Source organism: Aurantiacibacter sp. D1-12 (assembly GCF_028858515.1).
GTDB lineage: Bacteria > Pseudomonadota > Alphaproteobacteria > Sphingomonadales > Sphingomonadaceae > Alteraurantiacibacter.
The window spans coordinates 458,163-472,286 of the sequence record NZ_JAPJZJ010000001.1 but is presented as its reverse complement, the minus strand read 5'-3'; the positions used below and the strand labels follow the sequence as shown (position 1 = coordinate 472,286).

The window sequence follows — 14,124 nt, the reverse complement described above, 5'->3', positions numbered from 1 at the left end:
GCTTTGTTGTGCGGTAGAGAGACTTAAACCGTCTCGAGCGCCAGCTTCACGCGGCCAGCCACATCGGCAATGATTGCAGCCCAACGCGCCTGCCCACGTTCCTGCAGGATCAGATCATTGCGGATCTCGATAGCGCAATAGGGACGGCCCAGCGCTTCCGCATGGCGGTTCATGGTCGCGTTGAATTCCCTGCCTGAATAGGGCTCGTTGTCGCCCACGGTCACGCCAAGCTCGCTGAACAAGCGGATTGCGTGCAGCGCGGCGCTATCATCGTTGTTGTAGAGCAGGCCGATTTCCCACGGGCGATCTTCCTGCGGTTTGCTTTCCAGCTTTGGTGTAAAGCTGTGGATCGAAAGGATCAGGCCGGGATTGACCTGCTCCAGCCAGGTTTCCATCGCGCGGTGATAGGGACGATGATAGTCCTCGAGGCGCTTCTCCCGATCAGCACCGATGTTGCCGGGGATCAGAATGCCATCGCTGGTTGTCGGGATAAGGCCATTGGACTCCTCCTCACGATGATGGTCGATCACCAGACGGCTGACATCAGAGAGCATCGCCGCAATGCCGTGACGGCGCGCCAAACGCTCTGTCACGCCTGCTGCACCCAGATCATAGGCGATGTGCTTTTCCATAGCGGCAGCGGATAAGCCAAGCTCGATCCCGTCAGGCACGCGATTGGAGGCATGGTCGCACACGGCGACGATTCCGCCACGCGTAGCCTCGCCAATCATGCGGAACACGGGTTCGCTCATCGAAGTTGTCCTTTCATCTGCCACCACTGTGGCTCGCTCTCCGCAATGACTTGGGCAGCGCGATCACGATGTGCAACGTCTTCATACAAGGCAAAGCAGGTTGCCCCACTGCCGGACATTTCGCACATCCACGAATCGGTATCCTTCAGCGCCTCCAAAACGTGTACGATGGGCGGGCAAAGCTCCACTGCGGCAGGGCGTAAATCATTGCGGCTATTGCGGGAAATTTCACTGGCACTACCCATCGGTAACGGACCAAGGTCCTTTCCGTTCCACGCCTTGAAGACCGCTCCAGTGGAAAGCGGGACGCGCGGGTTGACGAGAAGAACGGCCATACCTGCCATGTCGTTGACGACTTCGCGCCGTTCGTCACCCACACCAAGGCCGATGTGCATATCGCTATCGACACATGCGGGGACATCTGCGCCAAGCCTTGCCGCGCGCTCGCGCCAATCCTCGGGCAAACCGTAAGTGTCCCGGATAATACGGAAGACAGCGCCTGCGTCAGCTGAACCGCCGCCAAGGCCCGCAGCTACGGGCAGGTTCTTCTCGAGCGTGATTGCGAGGCCATCGGGACGAGGAAGCGCACTGAGCGCCTTGGCCACGATGTTGCCGAAGGGATCGCTCAGGGTCGTTGCAAACTCGCCGACGGTAGTGAGCCTGTCCTGCTCCGCAGACTGCGCTGTAAGCACGTCACCCGCATCGACGAAGGCAAACAGCGTTTCGAGCACATGATAGCCATCCTCGCGCCGCTTACGGACATGCAGCGCGAGATTGATTTTGGCGTAGGCGGTTTCGGTTAGCCGCAATGCGTCACATATTCGGATAGTTCGGCCCACCGCCGCCTTCGGGCGTGGTCCAGTTGATGTTCTGGTTCGGGTCCTTGATATCGCAAGTCTTGCAGTGGATGCAGTTCTGCGAGTTGATCTGGAACTTCATCGATCCATCATCCTGCTCCAGCCATTCATACACGCCTGCCGGGCAGTAGCGTGTCGAAGGGCCGCCAAAGACTTCCAGTTCGCTGTCATGCTGCAATTCGAGGTCCGCCACCTTCAGGTGATTCGGCTGATCCTCTGCATGGTTTGTGAAGCTGTAAGACACACTTGTAAGCCGGTCGAAGCTGATCTTCCCGTCTGGTTTGGGATAGTCGATCGGCTGGTAGAGGTCCGCGCGTTGCAGCTCCTCGTAATCGCGGTGGTGCTTCATCGCCGGGATCACGCCGAGTTTCAGCTGGCGCGTCCACATGTCAATCCCTGCGAGCACTGTCCCCAGATCATTGCCAAACTTGGCAACCATGGGCTGCGCGTTCTGGACAAGTTTCAGTTCCTTGGCGATCCAGCTTTCGCGCAAGTTCGCTTCGTATTCAGCAACTTCGGTATGCTCTTTGCCATCAATTATAGCCTGCGCGACGGCTTCTGCCGCGAGCATACCGCTCTTCATAGCGGTATGGCTGCCCTTGATCCGCGGGACGTTCACAAAGCCAGCCGCACAACCAATCAGCGCACCACCCGGGAAGGCGAGCTTGGGCACAGACTGCCAGCCACCTTCGTTGATGGCGCGCGCACCATAGGCCACACGGGTACCTCCTTCGAGGTATTCGCGGATCGCAGGATGCTGCTTCCACCGCTGGAATTCCTGAAACGGCGAGACGTAGGGGTTCTTGTAATCAAGCGCCGTCACAAAACCGAGTGCCACCTGGCCATTCGCCTGATGGTAGAGGAAGCCACCACCCCACGTATCGCTCTCGCTAAGCGGCCAGCCCTGCGTATGGATCACCCTGCCCGGAACATGCTTGTCGGGGTCGATATCCCACAATTCCTTGATACCAAGGCCGTAAACCTGCGGTTCGCAGTTTGCCTCGAGATCAAACTTCGCTTTCATCTGCTTAGTGAGGTTGCCGCGCGCACCTTCGGCGAAAAGCGTATACTTGGCCTGAATCTCCATTCCCGGCTGAAAGTCCGGCTTGTGCGAACCATCGGCGGCAACGCCCATGTCCTGCGTGATCACGCCAGTTACGGCGCCACCTTCGTTGAAGGTGACTTCCGCCGCCGGGAAGCCCGGAAAAACCATGACGCCCAGCGCCTCGGCCTGTTCACCGAGCCAACGGGTCAGGTTGCCGAGCGAGCCCGTGTAGCATCCCTTGTTCGACATGAACGGAGGCATGGCGAGGTGCGGCAAGGCCACTTTCCCGCTACCGGTCAACACCCAATGCCAGTTATCGGTGACGGGTGTCTCCGCCATCGAACAATCCATCGTTCGCCATTCAGGCAGCAGCTCATCAAGCGCCTTGGGGTCAACCACCGCTCCGGAAAGGATATGCGCCCCGATTTCGGAACCCTTTTCCAGTACGACAACTTCCAGCTCTTCATTGATTTGCTTGAGACGGATAGCCGCCGACAGACCAGCCGGTCCGCCGCCCACAATCACCACGTCTACGGGCATTGATTCCCGTTCAACCATCATTTCATCCCGTTTTGCAGATGTTCTGTTGATCGGGGGCTTGATCGACGCCCCGCTTGAGGTCAAGACCACCTTTGGTCCGAATATGCAAAATCACGCAGAAAATTCGCTGGCGAACGACTACGCTGCTGCCCTTGATTGGTGGCGTGGCGCTGGCGTCGACTGTGATTTTAATGATGAACCGCAAAGCTGGCTCGAAGACCCGGAAGAGGTTCGCAAGCCAGCTCCGCCGCCCTCAGAGGTAGGTAAAAAAGCCGAAGAAACACCGCACACCCCATCCATCACGAAGGATATGTTGCCAGCCGATCTTGCTGCTTTCCAGAGCTGGTGGGCCGATAAGGACACGCCGCTGCCAGGTGGTTCGCAAACGCGGGTTGCACCGCGAGGCGGCGTTGACGCATCGCTCATGATACTGGCACCGATGCCCGAAATCGATGACCGTGAAACTTTACTCAGCGCAGCGCAGGGTAAGCTGATCAGCAACATTGCCAAGGCAATCGGCGTCGATCCGGCCTCTGTCTACTGGGCCAGCGCCCTCCCAGCCAATATGCCGCTGCCTGACTGGGCCGCGTTGAAAGCGGACGGATTGGGCGAAGCGGTTAAGCACCACATCGCCCTCGCCAAGCCGCAGCGATTGCTTATTTTCGGTAGCAAGCTGCCAGCATTACTCGGCCACGATGCAGATGCGCCGCCCGAAAAGTTTTCCGAACTAGGCGGCTTTCCCGCCCTCACCACTTTTGCACCCGAACGCCTGCTCGATCATCCGCGCCAACGCGCGCGGCTGTGGCACAGGCTCTTGCAATGGACTGCCTGACCCATGACTCCCCCCAAGTCGCTTTTTGCCAAACTTACCGCTGTTGGCGCCGCTCTGCTTTCAATACCCATTGCGGCAACCGCGCAGGATACTGATACGCGGACTTACTTCTCGGCACGCACCGCTTCTTCGGGCGTTCCGCAACAGCTTAGCTCAGCAGATCGGGACTATTATGACCGTGTATTCACGGCCATAGACCGGCAAAACTGGGCTGATGTAGAAACGCTGTTGGCGCAGCGCAGCGACGGTCTGCTGCATGATGTTGCCCGAGCGGAGTATTATCTCCACGCCAATTCTCCTGCCGTGCAATTGCCGGCAATCGTCGACTGGCTGGAGAGTGGCTACAATCTTCCGCAGGCTGAACAGCTCGGTCGCCTTGGAGTGACGCGGGGCCTCGAAAGGGAGCCGGATCTTCCCTACGTCCGCGACTTCTACAGCCAGAATGCCATGCCGCGCCGGACGCGTCCGCGTTCGATTGACGATGGCAGCATGCCTTCAAGTGTTCGCAGTGGAATTATCCAGCACATTTCCGATGATGATCCCGACGGAGCGCGCCTCCTGCTGGACGGTGTCGACGCCTCGCTCAGTCCGGAAGCGCGCGCCGAGTGGCGGCAGAAAGTCGCCTGGAGCTATTTCATCGAGAACCGCGATGAAGAAGCATTCGCGATGGCGCAGACTGTCGGTGCGGGTTCGGGTTCCTGGGTTTCCGAGGGTGACTGGGTTGCCGGACTTGCCGCCTGGCGTCTTGGTGATTGCCAGACTTCGCTCGAGTACTTCCAGCGCGCAGCAGCAGGTGCGCACAGTCCCAACTTGCGTGCCGCCGCTCTGTATTGGGGATCGCGCGCTGCCTTGCGATGCCGCCAGCCGGAATTGAGCGCACGCATGCTAGGCAATGCGGCCAGCGATGATCGCGTGCTCTACGGAATGCTCGCTGCCGAACATCTGGGCCGCGAACTGCCTGAACGGGTCGAAACCGCTGACCTGACCGACGCAGACTGGCGCGCAATTGGCTCGATTGAGAATGTGCGCATCTCGGTCGCCTTGGCGGAGATCGGGCGCGATGTATTGGGCAGCCAAGTCCTGATTCATCAGGCCCGCATAGGGTCGCCACAAGAATACGAAGCACTCTCAAGGCTCGCTCGCGCTCTCGGTTTCCCGCAAACGCAAATGTATATGGCGCTAAATGCACCAGCAGGAGGGCAGGCAGACCCGGCCTCACACTTCCCTGCGCCGCGCTATGCGCCATTCAATGGCTGGCAAGTCGATCCCGCGCTCGCCTTTGCGCACATCCTGCAGGAATCGGTGTTCCGGCCCAATGCGGTGAGCCCCGCGAATGCGCAGGGGCTGATGCAGATCACGCCGCCAACGCTCAGACAACATGCGGGCTGTGTAGGCAGGTCAGCGAGAGCAATTGACGTGTTCGATCCGGAAATGAACCTCGCGCTGGGCCAGTGCAATTTGCAGATGGTTGCGCGACATTCCTCAACACAGGGGCGCCTGCCGCAGATCATGGCAGCCTACAACGCCGGCCTGACGCCCATTACGCGCTGGGTTTCCGAGGTGAACGATCAGAACGATCCACTCCTTTATATGGAAGCCATCCCATATTGGGAGACCCGCGGTTACGTTTCTATCGTGATGCGCAACTACTGGATGTACGAACGACAAGCGAACGCCTCATCGCCGACACGCGCGGCGCTCGCACAGAACGAATGGCCTATGTTCCCGGACGGTTCGTCCGACGGACGCAGCTACATGTCGAGCGGCCGACGCTGATGGCGATCGACGAGGCCCGCGAATTTGTCCCGATCAACATAGCGCTTTTGACCGTATCCGACACACGCACGGAAGTTGATGATACCTCTGGAGATATCCTCGCAGACCGGATCGCCGCGAAAGGACATATGCTTGTTCGCCGCGTGATCATTAAAGACGACACTAACCTGATTGCAGATCAGTTGCGCGAATGGATCACGGACGCTCAGATCGATGCCGTAATTAGTACGGGCGGAACAGGTCTGACCGGCCGCGATGTTACGCCCGAAGCTCTCGACGAGGTGAAGGATAAGGACATCCCGGGCTTTGGAGAGCTGTTCCGCTGGATCAGCTTCGACATGATCGGCACCTCGACAGTCCAGTCTCGCGCATGTGCTGTCCTGGCGGGCGGCACCTATATCTTCGCCTTGCCGGGATCGAACGGAGCGGTGAAGGACGGGTGGGACAAGATCCTCTCCCATCAGCTCGACAGTCGCCATCGTCCTTGCAACTTTATCGAACTTATGCCGCGCCTGAACGAACGCTAGGTTCCGCAGCCGAGCATAATCCGAGTTCAAAGCTCCTTGCCTGATTTCGTTATTTGTTCTACTTATGTTCCATGCACAAGCCCTCGCCTATCAAGGGTCGCGGCGCGCAATCCGCGGCCGTGCCGCAACGATTTGGTCTCGCGGATCGCGAGCGAGATGGCGACTGGCGTGATACAATTTCCGTGGTGGACGGTGCCCCGGCCAAACTCCGCACCACAGTGACAGAAGAGAATCCGAAAACCATTCTCTCATTCAACCAGTCACCGGACATCAACTTCGACCGGTCAATCAACGCATATCGCGGATGCGAGCATGGATGTGTCTATTGCTTTGCCCGACCGACGCACGCATTCCATGACCTGTCACCAGGGCTGGACTTCGAGACCAAGTTGTTTGCCAAGCCCAGCGCTCCTGCCCTCCTGCGAGAGACCCTGGGCCGCCGGAAATATAGGCCGAAGCCTATAGCCATGGGGACCAATACAGACCCCTACCAGCCTATCGAGCGACGCTACAAAATCACCCGCCAGTTGTTGGAGATTTGCCTCGAGACACGCCATCCGGTGACAATCACAACAAAATCGGACCGCGTTCTGCGCGACATAGATCTTCTTGCGGAAATGGCCGGGCACAATCTTGTGGCCGTGGCCATATCGGTCACAAGCCTCGATCCGATCCTGTCCTCCAGGCTGGAGCCGAGAGCCGCGTCACCGATCAAGCGACTGGATGCGCTGGGCAAACTTGCTGACGCAAAGGTTCCGACCCATTGCTCGATCGCACCTATCATCCCTGCAATTACAGACTGCCACATGGAAGCGATCATTGAGCAAGCCGCAAAGCGCGGCGTCACTAGCTGCGGATGGATACTTCTGCGTCTCCCCCACGAAGTCGCACCGCTCTTTCGTGAATGGCTACAGGTCCATTATCCGGAACGGGCAGACAAAGTGATGGGCATTGTCCGGTCGATCCGTAACGGCCGGGACAATGATCCCAATTTCTTTTCAAGATTACGCCCGAAAGGTGTTTGGGCCGAGCTCTTCCGCGCAAGATTCGCCATCGCCTGTCGCAAAAACGGCATTGTGAAGCGTAATTTTACACTCGATTCATCCCGTTTTCGTGCGTCAAGTGTGGACGGACAGCTACAACTTCTGTGAATCATTGGCATTCTATGCGGTTTTGGCTTAACACGCCTTGCATGTGTGTGGCATGGTCTGTCCATTCGATTGGCAATGACTGCGCATCGATTCGTGATCCTTGTTGTTTGGGGGATAATTTGATGAAGAAACTTACCATCGCCTTGCTGGCTGGGACAGCGTGTGTCGCAACACCTGCTGCAGCCCGTGACGGCGAATTCTACTTTGGTGCCGGTTTCGGCGTAACCTCGCCGGATGATACCGACCTCGATCTGGGGACGGACGAAATCAACCTGGAACTCGACCACGGTTGGGAAGGCGAAGCTGTTCTCGGCTATGACGCTGGCCCGCTCCGTTTCGAAGTCGAAGGTTCATACCGCCAATACGACATCGATGCGATCGATGACAGTGACGGTCTGGGGGTCCCTGCCGACGCTGCAGGCAACCTGGCATTTCCTAACACTCCGGGATTCACCAACAATGGGTTCTGGTCTCCGGCAGCTGGCCAAGGCGATGAGTGGAGCGCAATGTTCAATGCGCTGCTCGACTTTGGTGGCAATGACGGCATCGGCATCGCAATTGGCGGTGGCGTCGGCTTCGCCAACACTTCGCTCGAGGACGTTGCTGCATTTTCGACCGCTCAGCTTTTCACCGATGTCGATGACACCGGCTTCGCTTGGCAGGCGATTGCCCAGCTCTACGCCCCCGTCAGCGACAGCATCGATGTTTCGCTGAAGTACAAGTATCACCGTGTGACGGGCACAGAGTACACCGATACAACTGGTCGTACGTTCGATGCAGACGTCGGTGGTCACTCGATCCTCGGAACGCTGATGTTCAATTTTGGTGGCTCGGAAGCACCTCCGCCTCCGCCTCCGCCGCCTCCGCCGCCTCCGCCGCCGCCTCCGCCGCCTCCACCACCGCCGCCTCCGCCGCCGGTTGTTGAGTGCAACACGGGTCCTTACATCGTGTTCTTCGACTGGGACGAAAGCGACATTACTCCGGAAGCAGCCACTGTGCTGAACTCGGCTGTGACGGCTTACGGCAACTGCGGCTCGGCTCAGGTCATGCTCGCCGGTCACGCTGACCGTTCGGGTTCGACCACGTACAACGTCGGCCTGTCCGAGCGTCGTAACGCTTCGGTTCGTAACTACCTCACGGGTCGCGGCATCCCGGCTGCTCGCATCATGAGCGAAGCCTTTGGTGAGAGCCAGCCGCGCGTTGCAACCGCAGACGGTGTTCGCGAACTGCAGAACCGCCGTGTGGAAGTGACCTACGGTCCGGGCTCGGGCAACTAAGCCCAAACCTCACAAGGCAAACAGAACGGGCCGGGAGAGCGATCTCCCGGCCCTTCTTTTTGCTATTGCTTTGTCGTTCGTTGAGTTCGACTTGGCCCTAACGGCTAACCGGGTTAGCGGATGAAGTAACCCATGACTTGCCAGCCATCGTTGGTGGCAAGCATGATCACCGTTTCAATCGACTGCTCGTCCCGTGCAGCAAAGTCGGTGGCGAACTGGACAACCTCATACTCACCTTCAGGCACGCCTGGCAGAGAGTTGGCCCGCTGGACAGAAACAACTTCGCGAGATTCGACCGTACCAAGCGGGCTGCGAACCGGTTCAACCACAGCAGCCCATTCGCTTGCAGAGGTCTGCTCCTGGAAATAGGCACCGGCGGCATCCCAGCTGCCTGTCCAGTCGCCAGCATCTACAAGAGCGATGAATTCTTCCACCTGAGTGATGGATTCCGCCTCGCCCGAAACGGACTGAGCGGGGGCTTCAGATGTGTAATCATCTCCGGCAACCGTTTCGGTCTGGATTGGCGTGTCGGTCATCAGCGTGACAGCTGCAATTGCAATTACGAGTGACATAGTAAGCATTCCTCCTGCTAGCCAGACGGCCCGCGAAGGCCCCTTACCGGCTGTTTTGTTGAGGTCTGCAGGATCATCGGGAGCGGTATTTTCCGCCACCCCGATTGTGTTGTGTGCAACACTTTGGGGTGTCGTCCCTTCGGAGTCACTCAAAATTCTTGCGGCTTCGCGGCTGCTCGACACACCCATTTTGCGTCGAGCATTCCGCAAACGGTCGTTCACTGTGTGCACCGAAATGCCGAGTTCCCGCGCGCTAGACTTCGCATCGTGGCCAGCAAGCAGCAGGCGCAGGGCCTCTCGTTCCTTCTCGGTCAAACTGTCGAGCGCGGCTGTCATATTAGCTTTCTAGGCGACCAGCCTAAGATGGCCAACGCCACGGATCGGATTAAGCGTAACATTCGAAAGACCGGGTATGCCATCCAGCTGTTCAAGGATGTCGCTCCCCAAGGCAAAATCGCGCCCAAGCAACATGTTGGGACAAGTGTCTTCGCCAAGGTCGAGAGTGATGATCACTTCGCCGTGCCCAGCCTTGCCTATCTCCAGCACCTCCCGCAGCGAATTCAGCGCTGCAGCACTGGCAATCTCGGCCGTCAGCTGCATTCGTTGAGAGCTCGTGACTTCGGCCAGAGGCCTCGCGCCTCGCACTGTGACCCGAGGGGGATCGTCGGGATTCGGCGAGTCCAGTTCGACATTGAGTAAGACACAAGTGCCCTCCTCAGCCCATTTCTGGAAGCTTTCAACCAAGCCCTCTTCAAAGCATGCTGCGCTGAATTGTCCTGAGCTGTCCGAGAAGTCCGCCCGGATAAACTCGGCTCCGCGCTTGGTGCGGCCCTTGTTCACGCTTTCCACCATCGCAGCCATCACCGCCGGCTGACGTCCGCCTTCCACCCCGGTTTCCATCAGGGCGGCATAGCTGCGCGCGCCGTTAGCCGAAGCAATCATCTTGAACTCGGCCACCGGATGGGCGGCAAAGTAGAAACCGAAGTTTTCGCGTTCGACTGCCATCTGCTCAGCACGGCTCCATTCGGCAGCCTCGACCAGCTTGAGCGACGGTTCGGCATGATCCTCTCCACCGAACAAACCCGCCTGCCCGCTAGCCTTCTCACGGTGCGCGGCATCTGCGACTGCCAGCAGCATATCGGCATTGGCCAGTACCTTGGCGCGGTTAGGCTCGAGACTGTCGAAGGCGCCAGCACCGGCAAGACCTTCCAGCTGTTTGCGGTTCATCGATCCGGCCGGAAGTCGGCGGAAGACATCCTCCAGATCCTCGAACGAACCATGTGCCATGCGTTCTGCGACGACCTGGTCCATCGCTTTTTCGCCAACATTGCGGATACCTGCGAGTGCATACCGGACCGCCCAGCCCTCATCGGTCTCCTCCACCATGAACTCTGCTTCTGACGAGTTCAGATCGGGCCCAAGAAGTTGAATGCCATTACGTCGCGCATCGTCGACAAACACCGCGAGTTTTTCCGACTGGTGCATGTCGAAGCACATGGATGCGGCGTAGAACTCTTCCGGATAATGCGTTTTCAGCCACGCGGTCTGGTAGCTGAGCAAGGCGTAAGCGGCAGCGTGTGACTTGTTGAAACCATAGCCAGCGAACTTGTCGATCAAGTCGAACAGCTGGTTGGCCTCATCCTTCTCGATCCCGGAGACTTCCCTGCAGCCCTCGCAGAAGCGGCCACGCTGCTTGTCCATTTCCGCCTGGACCTTCTTGCCCATGGCACGGCGCAGCAAGTCTGCATCTCCCAGCGAGTATCCCGCTAGAATCTGCGCAGCCTGCATGACCTGTTCCTGATAAACGAAGATGCCGTAGGTCTCTTCGAGAATACCCTTCAGCTTCTCGTGCGGATATTCGATAGGCGCTTCGCCAGCCTTGCGCTTTCCGAACAGCGGTATGTTGTCCATCGGGCCCGGGCGATAGAGCGAGACGAGCGCGATGATGTCTTCGAACTTGGTCGGCTTTACCGCGGTCAGCGTACGGCGCATGCCTTCGGATTCGAGCTGGAACACGCCGACCGTGTCGCCACGCTTCATCAGATCATAAACGCCGGGATCATCCCAAGCCAGCGTGTCGAGATCGACTGTAATCCCGCGGCGCTCGAGCAGATCGACCGCCTTGCGAAGCACCGAGAGCGTTTTGAGTCCAAGGAAGTCAAACTTCACCAGACCCGAATCTTCGACATGCTTCATGTCAAACTGAGTCACCGGCATGTCCGAGCGTGGATCACGATAGAGCGGAACAAGCTGGCTGAGCGGCCTGTCGCCAATCACCACGCCGGCGGCGTGCGTGGATGAGTTTCGCGGAAACCCTTCCAGCTGCATTGCCAGATCGACGAGACGCTTCACCTCATTGTCATTATCGTACTCGCGCTTGAAGTCGGCAGCACCATTCAATGTCCGTGGCAGTGTCCACGGGTCAGTAGGGTGGTTCGGCACCATCTTTGTCAGACGATCAACCTGGCCATAGGGCATTTGCAGAATACGTCCGGTATCGCGCAATACCGCGCGCGCTTTCATCTTACCGAAGGTGATGATTTGCGCGACCTTATCCTTGCCGTATCGATCCTGCACATAACGGATCACTTCACCGCGCCGCGTTTCGCAGAAGTCGATATCGAAGTCAGGCATCGACACACGTTCCGGGTTGAGGAAACGCTCGAACAACAGACCAAGCCGGATCGGATCGAGGTCAGTGATCGTGAGAGCCCAGGCGACAAGCGAGCCTGCACCAGACCCGCGCCCTGGCCCTACCGGGATACCCTGCGCTTTCGCCCATTTGATGAAGTCAGCAACGATGAGGAAGTAGCCGGGGAAGCCCATGTTGCGGATGATTCCGATCTCGTAATCGAGACGGTCGACGTAGACCTTCAACTCTTCGTCGGAGAGCTCCTCATACTGCTCCAAACGCTTGGCGAGACCTTTCCGGGCATCCTCTTCGAGCATCTTCGCCTCACCTTCCATGTCTCCGGCAAGGCTTGGCAGGATCGGCGCGCGGCGCGGTGGCGCGAATGCGCAGCGCTGCGCGATGACCAGCGTGTTGGCAGTGGCCTCGGGCAGGTCTGCAAACAGTTCTTCCATCATGGTGGCCGACTTAACGTAGGCTTCCGGGTTGGAGGTGGGCCTGTCCGCGCTGTCGATTTGCGAAGAGTTAGCAATGCACAGCATGGCATCGTGTGCGCTATGCTCGTGCGCTTCGGCGAAATTCGCGGGATTGGTCGCCACAAGAGGCAGGTCCTGCGCATAGGCGAGATCGAGCAGACCTTCTTCAGCAGCGTGCTCAATCGGATTGCCGCGTCGTGACAGTTCCACGTACAACCTGCCGGGAAACAGCGCGGAAAGCTTCTCCGCTAGTTCGTGTGCGCGGCGCTCCTTTCCGTCCGCGAGCAATCGGGTGATTGCACCTGCGCTTGCTCCGGTGAGGGCTATCAGGCCATCGGTGTGACCTTCAAAGTCTTCCATAGTGACATGTGGCTCAAGCTCCAGCGGGCGATCGAGGTGCGCACGGCTAACGAGGTGGCACAGATTGTTCCACCCGTTCTCGTCCTGCGCGTAGAGCGGCAGGTAATCGACCGGCTCACCCTCGCCACGCAGCACACCGAGCAGGGTCCCTATGATCGGCTGAATGCCCTCGCCCACGCAGGCCCCTGCGAACATCGTTGAGGCATAGAGCCCGTTCCGGTCGCAGATCGCGATTGCGGGATAGCCGCGCTCTTTGGCCAGCTTCGCAATCGCCTTGGGATCAATCGCGCCTTCGAGCATCGAATAACTAGAGATAACGCGCAGTGGAACGAAGGGAGCGTGGGGCATCCTTCCACTATGGTGATGGCGGGCAGATTCGCAAAGCCACGCTGGGGAAAACCCGGTGGTTATTCCACGTCAATGTCTCCCTTGGCCTCGGCGATTTTCTTGCGCGTCTGGCGAACTTGCGAAACCGCGCCATACACGATCAGCACAGCGAGGAAGATCCACACCCAGATCGGGATATTTCGACCGGCGATAGCGAGGTAAATGTAGGCCGAGACGAAGAAGAAGCCTGCCAGCATCGTCGGCAGAACGGTCGATTCGCCTGAGCGGGCGTTCTTCACGATCCAGCCAACGCTAGCGATAAAGAACGGGATTGCACCGACATAGATTGCGCCGAAGATCCACGGATTGACGCCGTAAGTCTCGCCGAGCGACAGGAACCAGTCTGAAATTGCCTCGATCATGCGAGTATCTCCTTTTGACGAGCCACTTCGCTTTGGCCTGCGTGGCGGTTACTCTTCACGCGGACGATAGATCAGGTCGAAGCTGTCACTCCATGTGAGGCCGTGGTCGGTGCTCGCCTGCCCATGCTGGCGCACGGCTCCGTCTTCCTGCACCGTATAGGTCATCCGGACCAAATTGGGCTGCCCTGCCTGATTACGACCCCAATATCCGGTGAGGATCATAGCCCCATCCACGAGGCCACCATGGAAGTGCACTTCTCCGGGCTGCGCGCCGATCCATTGCTGGTGCCACACGCCACTGCGCGGATCGAGTGCGGTAGTACTTGTTCCTCCGCCGCCGTTCAAAGGCATCCACGTTTCGCGAATGGCGCAGCCATTGCTCACACTTTCGATCTTGCTTGTCGCAACTTGCTGGTCAGAACCGTTGGGCGATACGTCCCATTCGCCTACCCAGAAGTCGAAAGCCCTGAACTCTTCACCGCTACAAGGCGGCGGCGGAGTGGGAGCGGGCTGAGCTTCCTGCGCGTCCTGAATCAGTAGAAGCGTGGCGAGCGCGGTTGTGACGAGTGCCATCGGCAAAT

General features: G+C 58.6%; 12 protein-coding genes. 5 read left to right on the top strand and 7 right to left on the bottom strand.

Translation table 11 applies throughout. The annotated features are described in order from the left end of the window. Nucleotides 1–23: 23 nt before the first annotated feature. The 3 genes from OOZ52_RS02365 to OOZ52_RS02355 are packed head-to-tail and all read right to left on the bottom strand — an operon-like array spanning nucleotide 24 to nucleotide 3,212. Complete coding sequence (locus OOZ52_RS02365) at nucleotides 24–752, bottom strand: N-formylglutamate amidohydrolase (protein ID WP_274696871.1); 729 nt, start codon at nucleotides 750–752, stop codon at nucleotides 24–26. Next, nucleotides 749–1,561 carry a 4-(cytidine 5'-diphospho)-2-C-methyl-D-erythritol kinase gene (locus OOZ52_RS02360; protein WP_274696870.1) on the bottom strand — a complete coding sequence of 271 codons (813 nt, stop codon included), beginning with the start codon at nucleotides 1,559–1,561 and terminating at the stop codon, nucleotides 749–751. The genes OOZ52_RS02365 and OOZ52_RS02360 overlap by 4 nt, the downstream gene beginning before the upstream one ends. 4 nt (nucleotides 1,562–1,565) lie before the next feature. After that, nucleotides 1,566–3,212 (bottom strand): electron transfer flavoprotein-ubiquinone oxidoreductase, encoded by a 1,647-nt coding sequence (locus tag OOZ52_RS02355; protein ID WP_274697219.1) that lies wholly within the window; start codon nucleotides 3,210–3,212, stop codon nucleotides 1,566–1,568. An 85-nt stretch (nucleotides 3,213–3,297) separates the two neighbouring features. On the opposite strand from OOZ52_RS02355, the gene OOZ52_RS02350 reads away from it, so the two are divergent. The 5 genes from OOZ52_RS02350 to OOZ52_RS02330 all read left to right on the top strand — a co-directional run bounded on the left by OOZ52_RS02350 (nucleotide 3,298) and on the right by OOZ52_RS02330 (nucleotide 8,757). Then, nucleotides 3,298–4,026 (top strand): hypothetical protein, encoded by a 729-nt coding sequence (locus OOZ52_RS02350; protein WP_274696869.1) that lies wholly within the window; start codon nucleotides 3,298–3,300, stop codon nucleotides 4,024–4,026. 3 nt (nucleotides 4,027–4,029) lie between these two features. Then, the gene (locus OOZ52_RS02345) at nucleotides 4,030–5,802 is read left to right on the top strand and encodes a lytic transglycosylase domain-containing protein (protein WP_274696868.1); all 1,773 of its coding nucleotides are present in this window, start codon (nucleotides 4,030–4,032) and stop codon (nucleotides 5,800–5,802) included. Further along, nucleotides 5,802–6,329, top strand: coding sequence for a molybdenum cofactor biosynthesis protein B (gene moaB / locus OOZ52_RS02340; protein WP_274696867.1), 528 nt, complete (start codon nucleotides 5,802–5,804; stop codon nucleotides 6,327–6,329). The genes OOZ52_RS02345 and moaB overlap by 1 nt, the downstream gene beginning before the upstream one ends. A gap of 71 nt (nucleotides 6,330–6,400) precedes the next feature. Continuing rightward, complete coding sequence (locus tag OOZ52_RS02335) at nucleotides 6,401–7,480, top strand: PA0069 family radical SAM protein (protein WP_274696866.1); 1,080 nt, start codon at nucleotides 6,401–6,403, stop codon at nucleotides 7,478–7,480. A gap of 122 nt (nucleotides 7,481–7,602) precedes the next feature. Next, complete coding sequence (locus OOZ52_RS02330) at nucleotides 7,603–8,757, top strand: OmpA family protein (protein ID WP_274696865.1); 1,155 nt, start codon at nucleotides 7,603–7,605, stop codon at nucleotides 8,755–8,757. Nucleotides 8,758–8,870: 113 nt separating this feature from the next. On the opposite strand, the gene OOZ52_RS02325 is transcribed toward OOZ52_RS02330, so the two are convergent. Genes OOZ52_RS02325 through OOZ52_RS02310 form a run of 4 tightly spaced genes read right to left on the bottom strand, consistent with a single transcriptional unit; the run spans nucleotide 8,871 to nucleotide 14,116 of the window. Then, nucleotides 8,871–9,665 (bottom strand): helix-turn-helix domain-containing protein, encoded by a 795-nt coding sequence (locus tag OOZ52_RS02325; RefSeq protein WP_274696864.1) that lies wholly within the window; start codon nucleotides 9,663–9,665, stop codon nucleotides 8,871–8,873. Nucleotides 9,666–9,674: 9 nt separating this feature from the next. Continuing rightward, complete coding sequence (gene dnaE, locus OOZ52_RS02320; RefSeq protein WP_274696863.1) at nucleotides 9,675–13,142, bottom strand: DNA polymerase III subunit alpha; 3,468 nt, start codon at nucleotides 13,140–13,142, stop codon at nucleotides 9,675–9,677. A gap of 59 nt (nucleotides 13,143–13,201) precedes the next feature. Continuing rightward, nucleotides 13,202–13,543: a hypothetical protein gene (locus OOZ52_RS02315; RefSeq protein WP_274696862.1), complete on the bottom strand. Its 342-nt coding sequence runs from the start codon at nucleotides 13,541–13,543 to the stop codon at nucleotides 13,202–13,204. Between the two features lie 48 nt (nucleotides 13,544–13,591). Continuing rightward, the gene (locus tag OOZ52_RS02310; protein ID WP_274696861.1) at nucleotides 13,592–14,116 is read right to left on the bottom strand and encodes a hypothetical protein; all 525 of its coding nucleotides are present in this window, start codon (nucleotides 14,114–14,116) and stop codon (nucleotides 13,592–13,594) included. Nucleotides 14,117–14,124 lie beyond the last annotated feature (8 nt).

What these genes read in the sequence shown, in the direction of transcription:
- OOZ52_RS02365 (WP_274696871.1), bottom strand. Translation starts at nt 752, where the DNA reads ATGAGCGAACCCGTGTTCCGCATGATTGGCGAGGCTACGCGTGGCGGA.
- OOZ52_RS02355 (WP_274697219.1), bottom strand. Translation starts at nt 3,212, where the DNA reads ATGGTTGAACGGGAATCAATGCCCGTAGACGTGGTGATTGTGGGCGGC.
- OOZ52_RS02350 (WP_274696869.1), top strand. Translation starts at nt 3,298, where the DNA reads ATGCAAAATCACGCAGAAAATTCGCTGGCGAACGACTACGCTGCTGCC.
- OOZ52_RS02345 (WP_274696868.1), top strand. Translation starts at nt 4,030, where the DNA reads ATGACTCCCCCCAAGTCGCTTTTTGCCAAACTTACCGCTGTTGGCGCC.
- moaB (WP_274696867.1), top strand. Translation starts at nt 5,802, where the DNA reads ATGGCGATCGACGAGGCCCGCGAATTTGTCCCGATCAACATAGCGCTT.
- OOZ52_RS02335 (WP_274696866.1), top strand. Translation starts at nt 6,401, where the DNA reads ATGCACAAGCCCTCGCCTATCAAGGGTCGCGGCGCGCAATCCGCGGCC.
- OOZ52_RS02330 (WP_274696865.1), top strand. Translation starts at nt 7,603, where the DNA reads ATGAAGAAACTTACCATCGCCTTGCTGGCTGGGACAGCGTGTGTCGCA.
- OOZ52_RS02325 (WP_274696864.1), bottom strand. Translation starts at nt 9,665, where the DNA reads ATGACAGCCGCGCTCGACAGTTTGACCGAGAAGGAACGAGAGGCCCTG.
- dnaE (WP_274696863.1), bottom strand. Translation starts at nt 13,142, where the DNA reads ATGCCCCACGCTCCCTTCGTTCCACTGCGCGTTATCTCTAGTTATTCG.
- OOZ52_RS02315 (WP_274696862.1), bottom strand. Translation starts at nt 13,543, where the DNA reads ATGATCGAGGCAATTTCAGACTGGTTCCTGTCGCTCGGCGAGACTTAC.
- OOZ52_RS02310 (WP_274696861.1), bottom strand. Translation starts at nt 14,116, where the DNA reads ATGGCACTCGTCACAACCGCGCTCGCCACGCTTCTACTGATTCAGGAC.